The organism is Paenibacillus sp. YSY-4.3 (assembly GCF_054767475.1).
Genome location: NZ_BAABMC010000002.1, coordinates 680,968 through 702,383, shown reverse-complemented (window position 1 = coordinate 702,383; position 21,416 = coordinate 680,968). Strand labels below are relative to the sequence as shown.

The following is a 21,416-nucleotide window of genomic DNA, read 5'->3' as shown; positions in this document are numbered from 1 at the left end:
AGAAGGAGTTGAGAAGGTGAGAGAGAGACTGAGTATGGATAAGGACTGGCGATTCCATTTAGGGGATCCTGTCGAGGCGAAGGAAAGCAGCCACAAGGCCGTGTATGGCCACGCCAAAGCGGGCGGGAGCCGGGGACCCGCAGGGATTGAGTGGAATGACAACGAGTGGGACACGGTACAATTGCCGCATGATTGGTCTTACCAGCAGCCGCTGGACCGTGAGAACGGGGTTCCGGACTTCGGTTATTATCCCCGCGGGATAGGCTGGTACCGCAAAAAATTCAAATTGGATCCCGCTGACAAAGGAAAGCAGCTTCTTCTGGAATTCGACGGGATTGCCACGCATGCTGCCGTGTATTTCAACGGGAGCATCCTCGAAAGGAATTTTTGTGGATATACGAGCTTTACCGTGGATATTACCGACCGTGCCTACTTCGGCGATCAGCCGAATTTGCTCGTCGTGAAGGTGGATGCCACTGTATCAGAGGGCTGGTGGTACGAGGGCGCGGGAATATACCGGCATGTCTGGTTAACGAAGACAGCGCCCGTTCATATAGCCCATCGCGGCATATGGGTGAATCCAATCAGGGAAAGCGCGTCCTGCTGGCTTACGAATGTGGAGACGACGATTGGGAATGAATCGGAAGCGGCTGTAGAATACCAGCTCATCTCCCGCGTCGAGCAAGCGGATGGCGGTATCGTGACGGAGGAGCTGACGAACGTGAACTGCGAAGCTGGACAATTCATTGTGGTTACGCAGAATCTTCCGATCGAGCATCCGGCATTGTGGGACGTGGACGCCCCTCATCTATACAAGCTGCACTCCATCCTGGTCGTGAATGGGGAAGAGGTGGATACGACCGTTACGAATTATGGATACCGCACCATCCGCATCTGTCCCGATACTGGTTTTTATTTAAATGATAGGCCGCTAAAAATAAAAGGCACATGCAATCACCAGGATCATGCGGGAGTAGGCGTCGCCCTGCCGGACGGAATTCAGGAGTATCGTATCCGGCGCTTGAAGGAGATGGGCAGTAATGCGTATCGCTGCGCTCACCACAACCCGGCCCCGGAGCTTCTGGATGCTTGCGATCGGCTGGGGATGCTGGTCATGGACGAGAACAGGAACTTTGACAGCTCCCGGGAGGGGCTGCGGCAGCTGGAGAATATGGTGACCCGGGACCGCAACCATCCATCCGTTGTATTTTACAGCCTATTCAATGAGGAACCGCTCCAAGGGACGCCGATTGGACGTAAAATGGTGAAACGGATGATTCGCGCTGTGAAAAAGCTGGATCCTACCCGGCCTATCCTGGGCGCGATGAACGGCGGGGTGATGGAGGACGAGGGAACGGTGGATGTCACGGATCTCGCAGGCTTTAACTATATGAATGGCGGATACGACAAGTTCAGGGAGAAGCATCCGAATCAGCCGATCATCGGCTCCGAGACGGTCAGCGCCTTTTCGACCCGCGGCAATTATATCAGCGACAACAGCCAGCAAATATTCGACAGCTATGATCGGGAGAAGGCCAGCTGGGGGAATACCGTAAGAGAGTCGTGGCAGGCCATTAATACACGCGATTTTGTCATGGGAACCTTTGTATGGACAGGGTTTGATTACCGCGGCGAGCCGACGCCGTATGAATGGCCGAGTGTCAGCACGCACTTTGGAATCTTGGATACCTGTGGGTTCGCGAAGGATTCCTACTATTTATATCAGGCGTTCTGGCTGGATGAGCCGGTGCTGCACATTGTGGGACATTGGAATTGGCCAGGCCAAGAGGGGCAGCAGGTTAAAATCATGACGCATACGAATTGCGATGAGGTCGCGCTGTACCTGAACGATATTCTCATCGATCGGCAGCCCATTGATATCTATGAGCAATATGAATGGGATGTGGCGTACGAGCCGGGAACCTTAAAGATGGAGGGATATAAGGGCGGCCAGCTCGTCAAAGTATCGGAGATCCAAACCACGGATAAGGCTCATACTTTGCGCGTCGAGACACAGAAGCCGTCCTTAGCGGGTGACGGCAGGGATGCGATGGCGGTCAATGTGTATGCGGTGGATGGACAGAGCCGATTTGTCCCTACGGAGCAAAGCAAAGTGTCCTTCTCCATCGAGGGAAGCGGCGCCATACTTGGCGTAGGCAATGGAGACCCGAACTGTCATGAGCCGGATCATGTTGCAGAGCGCAGCTTGTTTAACGGGTGCTGCCAGCTTATTGTCCAAAGCCAGGCCGGGGAAGAGGACATCGTGCTTACAATCGAAGGAGACGGATTGCAGCCCGTATCTTATGTCATCCCGGTTCAACCGGCGGAGGAGCTGCCTTTCGTTCCGTCCATAGATGAGCGGTATATCAACAACTGGCTGATCACGCAGGAAATCGCTGCGGAGCGTCCGGATCCGAACGTGACGATTCATCCTACGGACATGAACTCGTGGGAGATGGTCGATGTCAGCTTCGGCGCCCTTCAGATGCTGCGCGGCGCCAGCGGTTATGTCATTTACCGCAATCAGGCACCGGTGTCGGATATGGAGAGATCGGGGCGGCCATACCTTTGGTTCCATTCGATTAGCGGCGATGTAGAGGTTTATGTGGATGGCAGGCTGCAGCTGAAGCAATTCATTCTTTGGCCTGAGACTCTGGAGGTTCCGCTGCAAGGAGCTGAACTGCAGGATCAAGTCACGATTTCTGTGTTAATCGGAATTAAGCCCGATATGTACAGTCCGGGCATTCAAGGATCCGTCTTGATCCGCACGAAATAGAAGCAGCGCGGGAGGAGCTATTGGGGCGTTCCTCCCTGGCTTCAACAACAAATCCATACCTCTTAGAGGTGTGGATTTGTTGTTTGTTTATGAGTTCCGTGGCTGGAGAATCGGGCCGCCTCGTGTCTAGTTTATAAAGGAACTTAAAATTTTGGGGTCTAACCTATAAAATGAGCCATTTCCCTGAGCTTCCGGATAAAGTAAGATCGAATCAAGCGTACCTATGGAATAGTGTTCTGAAAGAGTGACCATGCAAAAAAGGTACCTATGGAAGAGCTCAGAAAGTGCTCTATGGAAGTGCTCTATGGAAGTGCTCTATGAGAGGTACTATCTATGGGAGGGGAGCGATCAAGGTTGAAGCTGCATAGCATGCTTAGCGACGGGATGGTGCTGCAAAGGAACACCCATGCGCCGATCTGGGGAACGGCCGGGAGCGGCGAGGAGATCCGGGTTTCTTTCCTTGGCAAAACATATAGCGCAGCGGCGGATGCCTCCGGGCACTGGCGGGTGGAGTTGGAGAAGCTGGAGCTACCGGGAGGCCCGCATGAGATGACGATTTCGTCCGGTCAAGAGGAGCTGGTCATTCGCGACATTCTGATCGGCGATGTCTGGGTGCTCGGCGGGCAGTCTAATATGGAGCTGCCGGTGCGGCGAACGCTGGATCTGCTCGCGGAGGAGGTGGCGGACGTCAATCTGCCGCTGATTCGCCAGTTCGCAGTGCCGCAGACGTACAATTTTCATGCACCGCAGCAGGAGCTTCCGGGAGGGCGGTGGGTCGCGGCTGCTCGGGAGGAAGTGCTTCATTTTAGCGCGGTCGGGTTCTTCTGTGCCCGGGAGTTATATGAGAAATATCAGGTGCCGGTTGGGCTCGTGCAAACCGCGGTGGGCGGGACACCGATTGAAGCCTGGATGAGCGAGGGGACGCTCAGGGATATCGGAGGCTATGAAGCCGTTTTGGAGCAGTGCAAGGATGATGGTTATGTCCAAGAAACCATACGCAGGGACGAAGAGCGCAACCGCCTATGGTACAGCCATCTGAACGATACCGACCTGGGGCTGCAGGAAGGCTGGTTTGATGCCGTGTGCGATACAGCGGATTGGGAGCTGGTCGAAGTTCCGGGTTCTTGGTCGGGAAGCCAGCTAGAGCCTTTGCGCGGGGTGGTCTGGTTCCGCAAGGTAATCGATGTACCCGCCTCCGTGCTGGAGGGCGAGGTTATGCTGAAGCTGGGAACGATAGTGGACGCGGATGATACGTATATTAACGGAGTGTCCGTCGGCAGTACCGGCTACATGTATCCGCCGAGACGCTACCCTGTTCCTAAGGGGCTATTGAAGCCGGGGCGTAATACGATTGCCGTTCGCGTCATCAGCAATCAGAACACCGGGGCCTTCGTACCGGACATGCCGTATAAGCTGGTTGGCAGTGGCCAAGAGCTTGATTTGCGTGGAAAGTGGCAGTATCGGATCGGCACGAGCACTGCAGCGCTGGAGCCGAGTACTTTTTTCCAGTACAAACCTTCCGGGGTCTACAACAGCATGATTGCTCCTTTACGGGAATATCCTGTTAAGGGCATTCTCTGGTATCAAGGGGAATCCAACACCGGGCGGCCTGCGGGATACCGTGAGTTGTTTGCGGCGTTGGTTCGGGACTGGCGGCGGAATTGGGGAAGCGCTGACCTTCCGTTTATTTATGTGCAGCTTGCCAATTTGGGTGAAGAGGACGATGCTCTAGTGAATTGGGCGGAGCTGCGGGAGGAGCAGCGTAGAAGCCTGGCGGTACCGAATACCGCGATGGCGGTGACCATCGATGTTGGAGAATATAACGATCTGCACCCGCAGGATAAAAAAACGGTTGGTCAGCGGCTCGCGTTATGCGCCCGGAGACTGGCCTACGGTGAGGAGCAGTTGCTGCATAGCGGCCCGATGTTCTCAAGGATGGAGCAGCGCGAGGATGCGATTGTCCTGCATTTCGACCATGCCGGCAGCGGGCTGATCGCACGCGGGGGCAGCGGGGAGCTTCATGGATTTGCGGTATGCGGCCCGGATGGACGTTTCTTCCCGGCGCAGGCGGTCATTTCCGGCAGCACCGTAATCGCCCGGCATGAGGGGACTTCGCAGCCTGTCCATGTGAGGTATGCCTGGGCGAACAATCCGGCGGGGGCGAACTTGTATAACCGGGAGGGGCTTCCGGCTTCGCCGTTCAGTACTGTGAATGTGACTGAATAAGGTATTCTTTAAGCTTTTTTTAAGATGGATAGGGGGAGTAGCATGAAGAAGTCAGTCCTGATATTGGCTCTGGCCGCTGTATGTCTTTTGTCAGCTTGTCAGAAGGAAAATAAGAGCGTCGCAGGCCCGGACTCAACCATCGAACAGCCAAATCCCGGACAACAGAATCCGGTGCAGCCGGACAAAGTGGAGACGGATCATGATACTCGCACAGAAAGCCTCTTTGAGCTTACAGAATACGATGGCGTGCCAGAAATTACTTTGGAATGGGGAGATCGGCAATCGCCTGCTAAATTCCACAAAGCTCCCTTATTGCCGCTAGGCCTCTATCTTCCTGACCAGATGGAGGTTTATGAATTTGAGGACGGCAATAAGTGGGGATACGATGGGGGAAAACATTTTATTTCTATCAATGATTATGATGAAATTTATCTGATGGACTTAACGCTGCAGAATAAGGAATTGGGGAAATATAAGGAATATGTGGGCTCGAAGCTGGAAGGCACTGTCGCCATGGATGGCTTTATAGTCGAGAAGGATCAGAAGAAATATTTCGTTGAGTTGATTTATTTTACGAATGAACAGGCGAATGCACTCCCGATGTTTGTAGAAGTAGCTAGGCACATACGTCATGTACCGGATTAATTTCGTACAATCGCATGATGGTACAATCACACGGTGGGGACGATCGTACTGTCGTCGATCGCTCCGGGGATCTAGCGGACCGTAGTTCCGCTATTTCCCCGAAAAAACGCAAATTTCAAAGTTAACGGACCGTAGTTCCGTTATTAGGGGAAAAGTGGAGCAAAACATGCTCATTTAAAGCGAATAGCGGAACCAGGGTCCGCTCCGCATATCAAATTCAGTCAAACAGGCGGAATAGCGTACTGTGTGTCCGATAGAACAAACTCAAAGTAGATCATAGCTTCATAGGCGGATCTTCCCTTAAATAAATTCAAGCAGCTTGCAGCTAGGTTAGCGATTGTTAGGGCTTCCAAATATGAGTTATACTAAAGAAAATTACATGTTAGGAGAGAGAGCATATGCACCCATTCGATAAGTGGCAGAATGAATCCCAAATCATTGAGAAGGATAATTTGCTTCAAATTCCCGCACCAGGAAATACCGATTATTTTATTAATCCGGAGTCTGGGGAAGTCAAGAACAATGCGCCATTTTTATATACCGAGGTCCAAGGAGACTTTGTACTGCGCGCTAAAGTAAGACATGATTTCATCTCTACCTACGATGGGGCAGCGCTCTTTATTATGGATCGCGATAACCGCTGGGCGAAGCTGTGCCATGAATACAGTGATTTTGATACATATACTGTGGTTAGCGTCGTGACGGATGGTGTGTCGGATGATGCCAACGGAGTGAACCTGGATGATAAAAGCGTGTGGCTGCAAATCGGCAGAAAAGGCGATGCATTCGCGATGCATTACTCTACGGATGGAACGAACTACCGGATGGTCAGAGTATTCAACCTGAAGGCCTCCGACACACTGAAGGTGGGAATCGTATCTCAATCGCCGACCGGTGAAGGACTGGTCAGTGATTTCTCCGATATTCAGCTGGAGCGGGTCACGATGGAGAAAATCAGAGCCGGAAAATAAAAGTTAAACGTTAAACGTCTTAGTCAGTCATGGTTGTAACCGCTTCAATCAAACTAGTTTATAAAAACAAGACATAGGGAGAGAAGAAAGTGACGACTAGCAAACTGGGAATTCCACTAGAAGGCTTTGCTGAATTTAGTAGAAAAGTAGCCGCAGAAGGCGCTGTACTGTTAAAAAATGAAGGACAAACCCTTCCGCTGAAAAACAATGAAAACGTGGCGGTTTTCGGCCGGATTCAGGTCAACTATTATCGCAGCGGGACAGGTTCGGGCGGCAGCGTGAACGTCGCTTATACAACGAATTTGCTGGACGGCCTTCGCAGCAAGAAGAACATTGCCGTTAACGAGGAACTAGCGGCTGTATACGAGAAATGGATCGAGCAGAATCCGTTCGATAACGGCGGAGGCGGCTGGGCCGCAGAGCCTTGGCATCAGAAGGAGATGCCACTCACCGATGAGCTTGTGCGCGAAGCGAGAAGCAAATCCGATAAGGCGATCGTCGTCATCGGCCGTACTGCGGGCGAGGATCAGGATAATGCCGATAAGCCGGGCAGCTATCAATTGACCCCGGAAGAGAAGGTCATGCTGAAGCAGGTCACCGCACATTTTGAGCAGACGATTGTCGTGCTGAACGTATCCAATATCATCGACATGAGCTGGATCGATGACGCGGATTATGCGCATCCGATTCCATGCGTGATCTACGCCTGGCAGGGCGGCATGGAAGGCGGAAATGCCATTGCGGACGTGTTGGCCGGCGACGTAACGCCAAGCGGCAAGTTAACCGATACGATCGCTTATTCCATTGAGGACTATCCTTCGACTCGCAACTACGGGAACGAATTCAAGAACATTTACCAGGAAGACATCTATGTAGGCTACCGTTATTTCGAGACGTTCTGCCCGGATAAGGTGCAGTTCGAATTCGGATACGGCCTGTCATATACGGATTTCCGCATTGAGCCGGAGGAAGCAAAGATTGTTGCCTTGGAAGGAAAGCCTTGCGTGGAAATTGGCGTAACCGTAACGAATACGGGCAGCGTCTATGCGGGCAAAGAGGTCGTTCAGGTCTATTATGAAGCCCCTCAGGGCCAATTGGGCCAGCCAGCCAGAGCACTGGCCGCATTCGGCAAGACGAAGGAGCTCCAGCCGGGTGAATCGCAGCGCCTGACGATAAGCTTCCCTGTTCATGCCATGGCTTCTTATGACGACGGCGGCGTGACCGGTGCTCCTTCCGCTTATGTGCTGGAAGCCGGGATGTATCGATTCTATGTAGGGAATAGCGTTAAGAATGCAGCGCAGGTTGCAGTCGAGGGACGGGACGGCTACGAAGTGGCGGCCCTTCAAGTGGTGGAGCAGCTGGAGGAAGCGCTCGCCCCGACAGAGGAATTCACCCGCATGAAGCCGGGCGTCCGGAAGGAAGACGGCTCCTATGAGCTTGCGTTCGTGGCAGCGCCGAAGCAGCAAATTTCTCTGGCAGAGCGGATTGAGAAGAACCTGCCGCAGGATTTGAAGCAAACGGGAGACCAGGGCTATAAGCTAAGGGACGTCCATGACGGCAAAGTAAGCATGGAGGCTTTCATTGCCCAGCTTAGCGATGAGGATCTGGCGACGATCGTGCGGGGCGAGGGCATGGTCAGCCCGCTGGTGACGCCGGGTACGGCTTCGGCCTTCGGCGGCGTCAGCGATCGCCTGCTTAGCTACGGCATCCCGGTCGGCTGCACTGCGGATGGTCCTTCCGGCATCCGGATGGATAGCGGGGATAAAGCGACCCAGGTCTCCATCGGCACGCTGTTGGCCGCGACCTGGAACGTGGAGCTGGTTGAAGAGCTCTATGTCATGGAAGGGCAGGAGCTGCTAAGAAACAACGTGGATTCGCTGCTTGGGCCTGGGCTTAACATTCGGCGCAGCCCGCTGAACGGGCGCAACTTCGAGTATTTCTCCGAGGACCCGCTTATTTCTGGGGCGTTCGCCGCAGCTTGTACCCGCGGGATTATCAAAGGTGGATCTTACGCGACGCTGAAGCATTTTGCCTGCAACAACCAGGAGAAGCATCGCAGCAAGGTGGATGCGGTCGTGTCTGAGCGCGCTTTGCGGGAAATTTACTTGAAGGGCTTCGAGATCGCCGTGAAGGAAGGCGGGGCCAATTCGATCATGACCTCGTATAACCCGGTCAACGGGCATTGGGCCGCTTCCAATTACGATTTGAACACGACGATTCTTCGCGGGGAATGGGGCTTTAAGGGCATCGTGATGACGGACTGGTGGGCGGTCATGAACGACGTAGTTCATGGCGGTCAGGCGGACCGGAAATATACGAACTGGATGGTTCGCTCGCAAAACGACCTGTATATGGTCGTTACCAACTATGGCGCCGAGGTCAATGCGTATGACGACAATACGCTCGAATCGCTGGACAACGGCACATTGACCCGCGGAGAGCTGCAGCGCTGCGCGATGAATATTTGCGCGTTTCTGATGCAGGCTCCGGTATTCGCCCGGAAGCAGGAAATCGTCGAAACGGTTCACGCCTTCAAGGCGAATCCTGCTGTGGCATCAGAGCAGGCGCTCGTGCAGGAGCTGTCCCGCGATGCGCAGATCAAGCCTTCGGCGACAGGCGCGGCTTATATGAAGGTAGATCAAGCCGGGCAGTACCGGATCATCGTCAACATCATGTCTCCAGAGCCGGAGCTGGCGCAAAGCGTATGCAACGTCATGCTGAACGGCCAGCCGCTGGTTACTATCCAGACGAACGGCACGGAAGGCAAGTGGATCCGGCAAAAGCTGGTGAAGGCTGAGCTGGAAGCAGGCCTGTACGAGCTAACGCTCGACTTCCTCAAACCGGGCTTGCAAATCGGTTGGATTGAGTTTAATCTGATTTGAATCGAGGCAAGGTACGGAACGTGAAAAGAGATAATTGAGCACAAAAATCCGGGACGATGTAATCATCCCGGATTTTTGTCATCTATGCCTGAATCCGCTGCTGCATGATGCGAGATTCACGTCGAAACTGAATTATGCTCCTCTATCGCCTGCGCCGAGGATTCCCGATCAGTAAGCAGCAATAGGAAAGCTATGGCTGCCATGACGGCACAGACGATAAATACGATACGGAAGCCAAACCATTCCGCGACGCTGCCGGCGATAATTCCTCCAAGCATATTGCCGATGACCGAGGTGTTGGAATATAACGTTGTTGCGGTCCCCGGCTCTTGCGGGAGCAAGTCCTGGAAGTAACTGATGCCCAGCCCCATAACGATCGACACGGCGACTGCGCTTAGGAACTGCATGGGAACGATAGCCCATACCATTGGCGTTACAGCCACCAGAGCATAGTAAGCAATCGCAAAGACCGCTCCGATCTTGATCAGATTGGATTTGCGGTATTTCGCCGCCAGGATGCCTACCCCGATCAGCAGGGGAATCTCTACGGCCGCGGCCACGCTAAACAGCACCCCTACATCGGACTGGCTGCCATGGAGCGTCCGGGTTACATAAAGCGGAAGGTTCACCAGACTCATTGTCGAGGCTACGCTGAGCAATATGAATGAGCCCAATACCCCGGCAATGCGCGGCTTCAGGAGGAATTTCCTTAAATTCACGGGTGCCTCGTTCTTTTGAGCGGTCTCTTGGCGGTTGGGGTTTTTCAGAAAAATCAGGACAAAGATGAATACGATGCCATAGGTCACGGCGGCTGAGAGGAATAATCCCTGAAAACCAGCCGAGGCAAGCAGTATGGCAGCAATCGCCGGGCCGATGACCCAGGCGAGAGAGAAGAACATTCTTAACGTATTGATGGCCATGTCGGCTTGCTTCGCACCGCTCCGGTTCACTTCCTCACGCGCATAAGCGAACATCTGCGGAAACGCAGAGGATGCCGTGCCGAGACATAGAAAGGAAACGGCAAGCAGAACGTAATAGTTCCGAACGTAAATGAACAGGATGTAGCCGATGATCGCCGCACTAACCGAGAGGATGATTACCCATTTCCTTCCCCAGTATCTATCGGACAGCCTTCCAAGCACCGTGCTGATCAGCACGCTGGATGCGGCGGTAACGGTCATGAAATAGCCCAGATAAGAGGGGGACATGCCCACCTCGTCTACGCCGAATAAGGAGAGGAAGGGATAGGTAAAGGAGATGCATATCCCTAACAGCAAGGTCGAAACAATCAGAATGCTATAGTTAGGGATCGAGAATAAAGCCAATATTTGTTTTAACTTATGCAAAGGCTTCCTCCTTCTCGCTTCAATGCTTAATTGCAGCGATACGAATTCTTTTGTAGTCCGCAGACCAGGTCTGACCGTCGTATAGAAGCGGTTTCGTTCGATTCATGATCAACGCGTAGGCCTGCTGCTTCTCGCCTTCGGACAAATCGCTGAAAAAGTCGCCTGTAAAGGAGGCGAGCCAGTGGCGTAGGCCGTTCTCTCCGTCCTCTAGAGGAGTGGGCCGGTCGAAATGCTCGGCATAGGTAACCCGGAATCCCTGATTTTCCAGTAAGGTGCTGTATTCAGAAATGCTAGGAAAGTACCAGGGATTCCGGTCTCTGGCATCGGGGATGCCAAAGAACTCTTCAAGGACGGCTATCGTATTCTCCGTGATGATGCCTACGTTTCCCTTGCCGCCAAACTCGGCGACAAACCTGCCGCCCGTGCGAAGAGAGCTATAGATCGTCTCGACTACGTCCTGCGCATTCTTCATCCAATGCAGAGCCGCGTTGGAGAATACGGCATCGAAGACCTCCTCCGTCCGGTAGTTCTCGGCATTGGCGGTAATGAACGGAATATTCGGGTACTTTATCTTGGCCTGCTGAATCATTTCTTCGGAATAATCCATCCCTGTCACATGGGCGCCGGCTTTTGATATTTCGTCAGCCAAATCGCCGGTTCCGCAGCCCAGGTCTAAAATGCGCTCGCCCGCCTGCGGATTCAAAATAGAAACAATCCCCTTGCCGTATTGCGAGACATAACTTAGCTTATTGTCGTACAAATCCGCGTTCCAATGATTAATCGAACTCATTTATGCTCCTCCTTTATCGGCTTGCCGTAATCAACCTGCCTCCATACTCCGTATTGAGCTATTTGCCGGAAGATCATTTCCTTTTGAGGATAGCTCGGGGAAGAGTAGTACATGAGGTCATATTTGCTTGCTGCACATAACAATGACAGGGAAGCCCGAAAATCTCCGGACTCGTCGATGATGAACACGACCCTCTCATCCGCCTCCCGAATTATTTCATTCAGGCAAGCTTCGTCGACTGGGGAATGAACGGTATAGACGCTTACGGGGCCCCTATACGGCAATTTACCATGGGCTGCGCGAACGGCATATTCAAACCGGAGGTAGCTGTCGAACCAAAATAGGCGAATGTCCGGATTGAAAAAGAGCTCCAACAGCTGGAGCAGCTGAACATCGATGAACGGGTGCAGCTCCTGGAAGGCGTGCAGATTTCTCAGCCAGTTCTGGTAACGGTCCTCGTTATATTCGCTAGGATGGTACATATGGTAAATGAGCGCATTCTTCGCATAGACGAAGGTCAATCCTTGCTGATATAAACGGTAAGCCAGTTCGCAGTCCTCGAGTCCCCATCCTTTAAAGCCTTCGTGGAACAGCCCGGCTTCTTGAATATTCCGGCGGCGTACGGAAGCATTGCAGGTAAAGAAGAAGTACCAGGCGGTTTCCAGATTACTCATTTTCTCTGAAAATGCATCAACGGCAAGCAACCGGTCCGCCGGCTGCTGCTCCGGCAGCAGATCCTCATGGAATCCCGCCTTCAGCTTCTCCAGATCGAAATCATTCGACGTTAAGTAATTTCGGAAGCCGATTACCACGAGATCATCCCGCTCCCGATGATACTTCAAATGCTCTTGGACAAAATGCGGAGGCACCAAATGGTCGCCGTCCAAAAATATAATGACCTCGCCTTCCGCCTCCGTAAGGCCAAGGTTCCGGGCCGCAGCCCGGGATGAGGCGAGAGACCTGTCGCTATAGAAGTATTTCAGCGCATATTCGGGGACGAGTTCATGTATGGCTTCGCCCGTTCCGTCGTTTGAGCCGTCATCCACGACAATAACCTCGAAGCTGTCCCCCTCCTCCAGAACCTGATGGCTTAATGAGATCAGGCAGGGAATAATTAATTCTACGCTATTGTAAGTCGGCATAATAATGCTGGCTTTCATCTTATTCCCCCTTTAAAATGCGCATCGGAAGAGCTCATCACAGCCAGCATCCGTTCGAGCAAGCTTTTTTCCAGTGGCGCCGTTTCTTGAAGAGTCGCAATCATCTTGGAAATTAGCGCAGGATCCTGGTTCTGTTGATACATCATGAGCATGAAGCGTACCGTTCTTATCCCCTTCTCGATCTGGGCGTATTCGGCGGCGATATCCCGCAAATCCTCAAGCCCCAATCTGGTGATCAGATGATCCAGCCTTGCCTGCATGCAGGTTTTGTGCTCCCACATAATATGGAACGGGCGTATGTCGAAGGTGATGCGGTCCTGCCTCAACTCCTCGAGGTAACGCTCCAAGCAGCGATAGGATTCCATACCGTATGCCAGATCGATGGGCGGCTGCATATTTCGCATGTCGTGATATGAATTCTCGGAATTCACGTAAGCGGAGAGCTGACGACAGGCGTGCTGCAGATCGAATGGATAAACGGTATGAGGCCTGTAACGCAGCAAGTAGGTATACTGGCGATGCTCTCCGGCCAATTCGACTTGGCTGAATCCCTGGGCCATATGTTCATAGGGCACGTCAAATTGGGTATACTTCGTCTGGTTCCTGTCTTGTATGAAATCCGCTACCTGAAAAGTCCCGGCCTGGTCGTCATAGCCGAATATCAAAACTTGATGTGCGAAACGATTCTTCTGATAGAAAGGAGTGTGGGGGATAAAAAACTCATCGATGTAGGTGAAAACGTAACATTCCGCATGAATGCATTCTTTTAAGAAAGAGACGCAATCCCGTCCCATTTGGAGTATCCTCTGCCTGGATATTTTCTCCGCGCTCAGCCAGGGAATGGAATTCAGATAATGGCTTAATCCCGTCGTATAACGCTGCTTGCTGGCTTCATAGATGAGTTCGTCGTAAATGAAGAAGTTGAAAGGTACGCTGCTATCCTTAAAATTTCGATGGCAATATAATTGAATATAATTGCTGTAGAGCCAGTCCGAGCTCTCAGGATAATGGGCCAGGATGCTAAGCACATGGCCATGATGGACGTAACCAGTGATCATCGGCGGCTTTATGGGCAATAGGACCGCGCTCAACTGATTAACTCTCCCAAATATTTAGCAACGCCGTCCTCGTCGTTGCTGAGAATAGATTCGTCAGCGATCTGCATGACGCTTTCATGTGCATTGCCTACAGCGATCTTACGCCCAGCTACAGCAAACATAGAGAGATCGTTCACATGGTCACCGAATACAGTCGTTGCGGATAAAGGAATTCCTAAGAAAGCAGCCAGTTCCTGAACCATATGTCCCTTATTCCCCCTTGGATTGGAGATTTGGAGATTGAAGAATCCTTTATTATAGGAATCTTCGAATATGAGCACATCTACGCTGTCTCTATAGGTGGAATCGATCCATTCTTGAAAGGGAAGCAATTGTTCGTAGGGAGCGATGAAGAATAAATTCAACAAGGTGTCGGAAGGCATAAGCTTCGATTGCTGGGAAACGGGGTGATGCCACGCTTTCAATTGCTTTATTAAATTGCATTGGGCATTATTCTGCAGCCCGAAATGCATCACAGTCTCTTGTATATTATCATAATTTAGGACTATTGGTAACAAATTATAATTCTTTCCTTTATCTATGATATCCCTCGCGATTTCGAATGCGAGATTATTGCAAATGATAGGTTTATGCTCGATGGGATCTATCATTATGGCGCCATTTAATAAAATGGCAGGGAGGCGAAAATGGATTCCGTTCAATAAGCTTTTGGCTGCCGTATACGTGCGAGCCGTACAGTACGTCAAATTTACCCCCTCATGAATCGCTCTGTTCATGACCGTTCGGGTGTAATCGGATAATTTCAAATCTGAGCGGAGCAAGGTACCATCCAAATCCGTTATATATAAAGGCTTCAACATATCAATCCCTCCAGTTATGGCCAATCTGCGGCCTGCAAAAGCAAGGACGCTTTGTTATGTTTGATCTGTTCCTCGATATACCGGGCGATTCTCTTTGCGTCCGTTTTGCCGGACGGCAGCTTGGGAAAGCAAGTGCATAGCAGCAAGTAACGCGGAACCATGTAATCTAAAAGCTTGTCTTTAAGCATCTCCTGAATATCGGCGAGCTTGCCGAGTTCCGTGGCACCGTCTTTCAGAGTGATTGCAGCCGCTAATACTTTGCCCCGGCCTTCCTCATGAATGATGCTCAGGATGAAATCCTTCACTAAGGGAATTTCTCCGAGCGCTCCCCTGATTTCATTTAGATTAATGCGGTAGCCGAGTATTTTGACCTCGTCATCGCCTCTGCCGATAAAGTGATATAAGCCCTGTTCATCCTGCTGACAAATGTCCCCGGTCCGGTAATAAACCTCCCCATGGATTTCGACGAGCCGGGACTTGGTTTCCTCAGGATTCGACCAGTAACCGCGCATGAGCTGATCTCCGGCAACCAGCAGCTCTCCGCTGCCCCCCGGAGTCTCTATGATCTCTCCCGCTTGATCTATCAATAATGCTGTTATGCCGGTCAAAGGCCGGCCGATCGGAAATAAATGATGGTCGTCCGCATTGGCGGCTGTAATCGGATGAGCTAGGCACACGCATGTAGCCTCTGTCGGCCCATATCCGTTGATGATCGTTAAGGATGGAACCTCCTGGAGCCATTTTTGTATCGATTTGACGTTCAACACCTCTGCTCCCGTCATGATCCGTTTTAGGCTGGATAAATCCTCCCGCCCGAAATGGGGATCCTCGGAGAGCAACGATAGAATCGGCGCTACTGCCGCAAAGTGGGTAATCCTCCGTCTGGCGATATATTGGAGAACCAGGGAGGGAATCATGAATTCGTCGTACAAGTATACGCTTGCCCCGCAATACAGCGGCAACAGGGTATCTACGATGGATACATCGAAATAAAAAGGGGAGGTGTTCATGCAAACCGATTCCTCGGCAATGTTCATGAATTCATTGACCGCTGCAAAGAAGGCCAGCATGCTTCGATGCTCAATCACCACCCCTTTGGGTGTGCCCGTCGATCCTGACGTATACATGCAATAAGCCATATCGGAGATATCTATATCAGGCCATGCTTGGCCTGATATAGATTCTTCCGTTGGATGGTAAGGTCCTGCGTGGAGAGGGGAGAGCGATTCAATGGTAATCCGCCTGATCTCCGGGTCCAGCCCGGCCGCCTCTGCCAGCATTTTTTCCGGTAGAATTACAGCCTTAGGGGCGATTTCCCGAGCGATGTGCTGCAAGCGGCCCGGCGGGTTTTTAGGGTCTACAGGGACATATCCCACCCCGAGACGCAGGCAGCCGATGATTGCGGCCACCAGAGAGACTTCCTTTTGGGCAAAGCATATGACCCGATCCCCGCGGGTTATTCCCCATCGGGATAGAGCGGCAGCGCAAGCCAAGCTGTGCTTGTCCAATTCGGCATAAGTCAATGAATGCCGGCTGCCCTCGACTGCCATTTTATTCGGATGCTTCCTGGCATAGTAAGAAATGCGGCTGCCCAGCGAATCTACAGGCTTCCCTGTCAATGCATCGAGCATGGAAGAGACCTCCCACCTTAATAGAATGGATGCTAATATAAGTTATCCTTTATACGCTTACTTTTGAGAATTGGTCATAAATTTTATTGCAGTAGTCCATTGAAGTGTTTAAGCGCAAGAAGGCGCCCTTCACGATCTCGATTCTGGCTTCTGGATTGTCCTTAATGATCGGAATAATCGCGTTTTTGACCCATCCATGCCCATGACGGGTGTCAATTTGGATATGCAGAGTATGGTATTCCCGGCCCTTTTCGCTGATTCCGAGGCGCTTGAATCCCTTGACCAGTCTGCTGAAGCGTTTTGGCGCAACTAGCTCGACCGCCCCCAGGCAGCCCAGGGCACGATACAGATTTTTGCGGTACAAGGCGGAATACAGCAGGGTATTGCCTACAGCCAGGGACTGCCAGCCTGCTCCTTCCACTAAAGACAATGTGTTCGTGTCATTTAGGAGCCCCAATTCGTCCAGCAAATAGTTGAACATGACGGTGTGGACTTTATCCATTTCGCCATTGCCCATTTCATCCCAGTAATTCTCGGCAAGCTCCATCTTGATCACATCGCTGGTGCCGACCTGTGCAAGGGCAACGAGATCGTCAAAACGGCTGTCTACCGTAATCTCTTGAGAGAAGAAGTAACTCATTTCCTCTCTTGAGCAGCGTTCCTCCAAATAGGCATACAATTGATGGTTGGCTGCTTCATGATCCAGGATCGTCCTCATGAACCAGCGCTGAAACTCCTTGGTGTCCGTCGGAATATCGATGTCGGGAAAACGGCTGTCCTCGTAAGCCTCCCAAGCTTCTTCCAATTCTTTTTGGATGCGCATAAGCGTAGGATCATACTGGTTGAACACCGGCTTTTGCTCCATCGGGTGAATATTTATGCTGTATAGGAGATCCAGAGCCCGGTGCAGGCTATAGTAAGCAGCTTCCTTGCCTGCTTTGTAATCCTCCACGGTTTGCAAAGTAAGCTTTACAACTACACTTGCATTCTCGGGATTTTGTTTCATATGCGGATACAATTCTGGCCACTCAATCAATGCATGGATAAGATCATGAAATTGGACGCTCGAATCGAAGATCATTTCAGGCAAATTGCGGTTAGACATATGGATTATCCCTCACTATTCTTTTGATTTTTTTTGGATGAATAACATATCCTAGCACTCAACCCTGGCAATCATATTCAGCATCATTTCATCCGTTCCCCCAGCCAATGACAGGGCTCTGGCATCGCGGAAAAACAGCGAAATAGGATGGTCGTCCAAATAGCCTTCCCCTCCGAACAATTGCAGGCACTGGTCGGCGACTTTCCTTACCAGCTTCCCGCCGGCGTATTTGGCCATCGCGGCATCGGCCATATTCTCGTTTGGCGTTGACATTTTTCGAATGCATCCATAGCTGAATTGTTTGACTAATTCGATTTCGGTGATTAATTGTGCGAGAGTGAACTGAACATGCTGGTTGGAGCTGAGAGGCTTGCCAAATGTGCGGCGCTTCTTGGAGTGTTCGATGGAGAGGTCAACATGGTAACGTGCCATAGCGGCCATCCGGATCGCTATTATCGTGCGTTCCTGGAAAAACTGCTTCATTTGAATAAAAAGGCCGAATCCCAATCCGCCTATAATCTGCTGCTGGGTAACCTTAACCCGATCAAATTCAATTTCTGCGATATCCCCCTGATTGCCTAAGGTCGGCAGGTTCCTGACTACGGCAACGCCGAGCGAGGATTTAGGCACAAAAAACAAAGTAAGCGCGTGATCTCCTTGTTTATTGGCCGTTTTGGCAAGGACACAGTAAGCGTCTGCCGATACGCCATTGCTGATGAAGGTCTTGCGGCCTTGAAGGACGTAGCCGTCCCCTTCTTGCACGGCAGTCGTCAGCACACTGTTCAGATCCGATCCGGCATTCTCTTCCGTCAGGGCCAGGGCCAATAACGATTCGCCTTGAATAGCGGAAGGGACCCATTCCGCTGCCAATTCTTTATGGGCGTACTTGGCTACTAGGCTTGTCGCTATATCCAAGTGGCTGGCAACGGACATCCCGATCGCCCCATTAGGCAATCTGGCCAATTCTTCGTGTAAAATGACGTTATACCAGTAATTCAGCGCTGCCCCGCCATATTGTTCGGGGAACGTTGCTGACAAATAACCTGCTTCGCCTAATTTGCGAAGGATATTTTTGATTGGGGGAGGATGGCCAGCGGTTCTCCATTCGCTTAAATGGGGCCTGATCTCTTGATCGAGAAATTGGCGAAGGCCGTTTCGGTACGATTCATGCTCGTGAGTAAACGGATTTATACTCATTTTATCCACCACCTGCAGTTCAGCTTATTTTGCTTATTTTTGCAATTTTGGTAAGCATCATTTCATCAGAACCGGTAGAAATGGAGAACAGGCGGCTGTCCCGATAGAATCTCCCTATGACATGGTCATCGAGATAAGCGTTCTTACCGAACAGCTGCAGGCATTCGTCGGCGACCTTGCGAACCAATCTGCTAGATTGCAATTTGGCCATTGCGGATAACAAGGAGATGTCTCCCTGCTCCTGCCAAATGGATGCCGCGACATAGTTGCACTGGCGGCTTAGCTCGATTTCCGTGCGCAATTCCGCTATCTTGAATTGGATCCATTGATTCTTGATGAGGGGCTCGCCGAAGGTGACTCTGGAGCGGCAGTGCTGAACGGTTAAACGAAGCACCTCGTCGGCCATCGCGGTAGCCCGGCAGGAGGAGATAATATGCTCTTGCGCGAACTGGTTCAATTGGGCGAGAAATCCTCCGCCTTCGTTACCGATCCGATAAGACGTGGGAACTTTGACCTCCTGAAACGAGACGCTGGCAACATTGGCGGTACGGTGGCCCATCATGCCGATTTCTTCGCTAATTTCGATGCCGGGCAGGGAGCGGGGCACGAATAACAGCACCATCCCCGTCAACGGGTTGCGGTCCGGCATGGCCGCAAGCACGCAGTACACATCCGCGTCCGGTCCGTTCGTGACAAAGTTCTTGACGCCGTTCAGTACATAGTATTCGCCTTCGCGAACCGCTGTGGCTTGGATTGCGGCCACATCCGATCCGGCGGAAGCCTCTGACACAGCATGGCCAAAAACCAAATCGCCCCTAAGTGCAGGGGATAGCAGCTCTTCGCATTGCGCGGCAGTTCCATAGTCGGCTACTAACGGTGCGACCATGTCGTTATGAATGATGATGGCCATGCTGATCCCGGCGGAGGGGATTTTGCCCAGCTCTTCAGCAAATACGATATGCGAGAATATATCTTGATCTTGTCCGCCATATTGTGAGGGATAGCGCAGGCCTAGTAAATCCTGTTGCCCTAGCTTCTTGAGAATGCTTCTTAGCGGGAACCGGCGTTGCTGTTCCCAATCTTCTACGTTGGGGAGAATTTCTTCCTTCATGAAGGTGTGCAGTTTTTGCCGAATCAGCAGGTGATCTTCCGAGAAGAAGGAATTTGTGTTTTTTTGTGGATTCAATATTGGGGACTTTTCCGTAGCGGGACTCATAGCTCACTCCCTAACGTCGACTGAACTGCATTTTGCTTAATGTAGTCAGTCAGTCTTCCAAATTCATTCAAGATGTCGATATCGATTTGATTACCAAAGAAATCAAGGCTGAATTCATGCTGTATCGCAACGATAACTTGAATGATATCCATGGAATCCATGCTCAGCTTTTCAATAAAATTGTCTTCGGCACAGAATTCGGCGTCGGTACCTTTAACTTGATTGATAATTTGACTCAGCTTGTACTCGATTTCATGATCCACAACATAGCTCCCTCCTTTAAAAAATACATTATTAATTCAAATTTTTGAATTTTATGTTATTTAATATAATACTTACTAGAATCATGGTTGGCAACGACTATATTTGTCGTTTTTTGGTAAATATTCACTCCATTCCTGTTAGTATGAATCCTTTTATTTTCATGTAATTGGGTGGATAATTATGCTAATATGTGTCACAGGGATACCACTTCGGCTATTGCCAAAAGGGTGCGCCAGACCGGGCTCATAGCCAGTTTGTATCTGCTCTTGTATAGTGCGGGGAGATTCGTCATTGAGTTCTATAGAGGGGATATCATCCGGGGGAGTGTCGGTGTTCTGTCAACCTCGCAGTGGATTGCGATCGTTGTATTTATATTTACTTGTGTTGTCTTGCTGCCGATGTTATTTAAATCTATGAAAGCCGCCCGTCAATCCACAACCGAATGAGGTTGTGGATTTTGCGTTAAATGAAACCTTTTGGCCAGAATTCAAGTATTATAGGTAAATGCAACATCGAGGGGGGAGCTCTATATGGGAATCTTGTCGAGGTTTCGGGATATTATGAGAGCCAACGTCAACTCGTTCGTCGATCGGGCGGAGGATCCGGCGAAGGCCATGGATGAATATATGCGGACCCTGCTCAGCGATCTGGGCAAGGTGAAGGCGGAAGCTGCAGCGGTGCTTGCGGATGAGCGAAGGGCCAAGGCATCCTTGGATGAATGCCAGGCCGAGATCAAGAAGCTGCAGCGTTACGCCGAGAAGGCCGTGGAAGCGGGCAGCGAGGACGACGCCCTGAAATTCCTGGATCACAAAGCACAGCAGGCCGCGAAATTGAACGAGCTGCAACAGGCGCATGAGCTGGCTGCCGCCAAGGCGGTAAGCATGCAGCAACTGCAGGAGAAGCTGACGTCCGACCTCGGGCAGTTGGAGGCCCGGCATTCCGAGGTGAAGGAGAAGCTTGCCCTTTCCAGGGTACAGCAAGATTTCGGTATGGGCAGCAGCTCATCATCCGGCTCATTCGAGGAACTGGAGGAGAAAGCGTATTTTGCCGCAGAAGAAGCGTTGGCTTTAGCCGAGCTTCGGGCCGGAGAAACGCTGGACAATGCTGCCGATCCGGCGGCACATTTGGAGCAGGACGTTAGCGTGAAGCCGGGTGTGAATTCTAGCACGAACTCTAGCACGAACTCTAGCGCCAGCACTCCTGCGAGCGTCGAAGATGAATTAGCAGCAATCAAAGCAAGATTGAACAAGAAAGAATCATAATGCAAGTTATTTATTAGGTACCTGAGG

Annotated in this window: 17 protein-coding genes; 7 read left to right on the top strand and 10 right to left on the bottom strand. The window is 51.4% G+C overall.

Annotated elements, in window-relative coordinates; genetic code table 11:
• Positions 1-16: 16 nt before the first annotated feature.
• The 5 genes from galA to ACYUJT_RS09785 all read left to right on the top strand — a co-directional run bounded on the left by galA (position 17) and on the right by ACYUJT_RS09785 (position 9,500).
• On the top strand, positions 17-2,776 hold the full coding sequence (gene galA / locus ACYUJT_RS09805) for a beta-galactosidase GalA (protein WP_460321131.1): 2,760 nt from the start codon (positions 17-19) through the stop codon (positions 2,774-2,776).
• A 354-nt stretch (positions 2,777-3,130) separates the two neighbouring features.
• Positions 3,131-5,002, top strand: coding sequence for a sialate O-acetylesterase (locus tag ACYUJT_RS09800; RefSeq protein ID WP_460321128.1), 1,872 nt, complete (start codon positions 3,131-3,133; stop codon positions 5,000-5,002).
• A gap of 42 nt (positions 5,003-5,044) precedes the next feature.
• The gene (locus ACYUJT_RS09795) at positions 5,045-5,647 is read left to right on the top strand and encodes a hypothetical protein (protein WP_460321126.1); all 603 of its coding nucleotides are present in this window, start codon (positions 5,045-5,047) and stop codon (positions 5,645-5,647) included.
• 398 nt (positions 5,648-6,045) lie between these two features.
• The gene (locus ACYUJT_RS09790; protein WP_460321124.1) at positions 6,046-6,618 is read left to right on the top strand and encodes a DUF1349 domain-containing protein; all 573 of its coding nucleotides are present in this window, start codon (positions 6,046-6,048) and stop codon (positions 6,616-6,618) included.
• Between the two features lie 89 nt (positions 6,619-6,707).
• On the top strand, positions 6,708-9,500 hold the full coding sequence (locus ACYUJT_RS09785) for a glycoside hydrolase family 3 C-terminal domain-containing protein (protein WP_460321122.1): 2,793 nt from the start codon (positions 6,708-6,710) through the stop codon (positions 9,498-9,500).
• A 116-nt stretch (positions 9,501-9,616) separates the two neighbouring features.
• On the opposite strand, the gene ACYUJT_RS09780 is transcribed toward ACYUJT_RS09785, so the two are convergent.
• The 10 genes from ACYUJT_RS09780 to ACYUJT_RS09735 are packed head-to-tail and all read right to left on the bottom strand — an operon-like array spanning position 9,617 to position 20,126.
• A complete protein-coding gene (locus tag ACYUJT_RS09780) occupies positions 9,617-10,846 on the bottom strand; it encodes a sugar efflux transporter (RefSeq protein ID WP_460321120.1) in 1,230 nt (409 codons plus the stop codon).
• A 19-nt stretch (positions 10,847-10,865) separates the two neighbouring features.
• A complete protein-coding gene (locus ACYUJT_RS09775) occupies positions 10,866-11,636 on the bottom strand; it encodes a methyltransferase domain-containing protein (RefSeq protein WP_460321117.1) in 771 nt (256 codons plus the stop codon).
• Positions 11,633-12,796: a glycosyltransferase family 2 protein gene (locus ACYUJT_RS09770; protein ID WP_460321114.1), complete on the bottom strand. Its 1,164-nt coding sequence runs from the start codon at positions 12,794-12,796 to the stop codon at positions 11,633-11,635. The genes ACYUJT_RS09775 and ACYUJT_RS09770 overlap by 4 nt, the downstream gene beginning before the upstream one ends.
• Complete coding sequence (locus tag ACYUJT_RS09765) at positions 12,793-13,887, bottom strand: hypothetical protein (RefSeq protein WP_460321111.1); 1,095 nt, start codon at positions 13,885-13,887, stop codon at positions 12,793-12,795. Before ACYUJT_RS09765 ends, ACYUJT_RS09770 begins: the two co-directional genes overlap by 4 nt.
• On the bottom strand, positions 13,884-14,714 hold the full coding sequence (locus ACYUJT_RS09760) for an HAD family hydrolase (RefSeq protein ID WP_460321109.1): 831 nt from the start codon (positions 14,712-14,714) through the stop codon (positions 13,884-13,886). Before ACYUJT_RS09760 ends, ACYUJT_RS09765 begins: the two co-directional genes overlap by 4 nt.
• 14 nt (positions 14,715-14,728) lie before the next feature.
• On the bottom strand, positions 14,729-16,345 hold the full coding sequence (locus ACYUJT_RS09755) for an amino acid adenylation domain-containing protein (RefSeq protein ID WP_460321107.1): 1,617 nt from the start codon (positions 16,343-16,345) through the stop codon (positions 14,729-14,731).
• Positions 16,346-16,394: 49 nt separating this feature from the next.
• The gene (locus ACYUJT_RS09750) at positions 16,395-17,450 is read right to left on the bottom strand and encodes an iron-containing redox enzyme family protein (RefSeq protein WP_460321105.1); all 1,056 of its coding nucleotides are present in this window, start codon (positions 17,448-17,450) and stop codon (positions 16,395-16,397) included.
• Positions 17,451-17,501: 51 nt separating this feature from the next.
• Complete coding sequence (locus tag ACYUJT_RS09745) at positions 17,502-18,647, bottom strand: acyl-CoA dehydrogenase family protein (protein ID WP_460321102.1); 1,146 nt, start codon at positions 18,645-18,647, stop codon at positions 17,502-17,504.
• 19 nt (positions 18,648-18,666) lie between these two features.
• Entirely contained in the window at positions 18,667-19,833 is a 1,167-nt protein-coding gene (locus tag ACYUJT_RS09740; protein ID WP_460321100.1) for an acyl-CoA dehydrogenase family protein, read from the bottom strand.
• Between the two features lie 26 nt (positions 19,834-19,859).
• Positions 19,860-20,126: an acyl carrier protein gene (locus ACYUJT_RS09735; protein WP_460321098.1), complete on the bottom strand. Its 267-nt coding sequence runs from the start codon at positions 20,124-20,126 to the stop codon at positions 19,860-19,862.
• A 189-nt stretch (positions 20,127-20,315) separates the two neighbouring features.
• On the opposite strand from ACYUJT_RS09735, the gene ACYUJT_RS09730 reads away from it, so the two are divergent.
• Together ACYUJT_RS09730 and ACYUJT_RS09725 are read left to right on the top strand one after the other, a co-directional pair.
• Positions 20,316-20,573 carry a prolipoprotein diacylglyceryl transferase family protein gene (locus ACYUJT_RS09730; protein WP_460321096.1) on the top strand — a complete coding sequence of 86 codons (258 nt, stop codon included), beginning with the start codon at positions 20,316-20,318 and terminating at the stop codon, positions 20,571-20,573.
• Positions 20,574-20,657: 84 nt separating this feature from the next.
• A complete protein-coding gene (locus ACYUJT_RS09725; RefSeq protein WP_460321094.1) occupies positions 20,658-21,389 on the top strand; it encodes a PspA/IM30 family protein in 732 nt (243 codons plus the stop codon).
• Positions 21,390-21,416 lie beyond the last annotated feature (27 nt).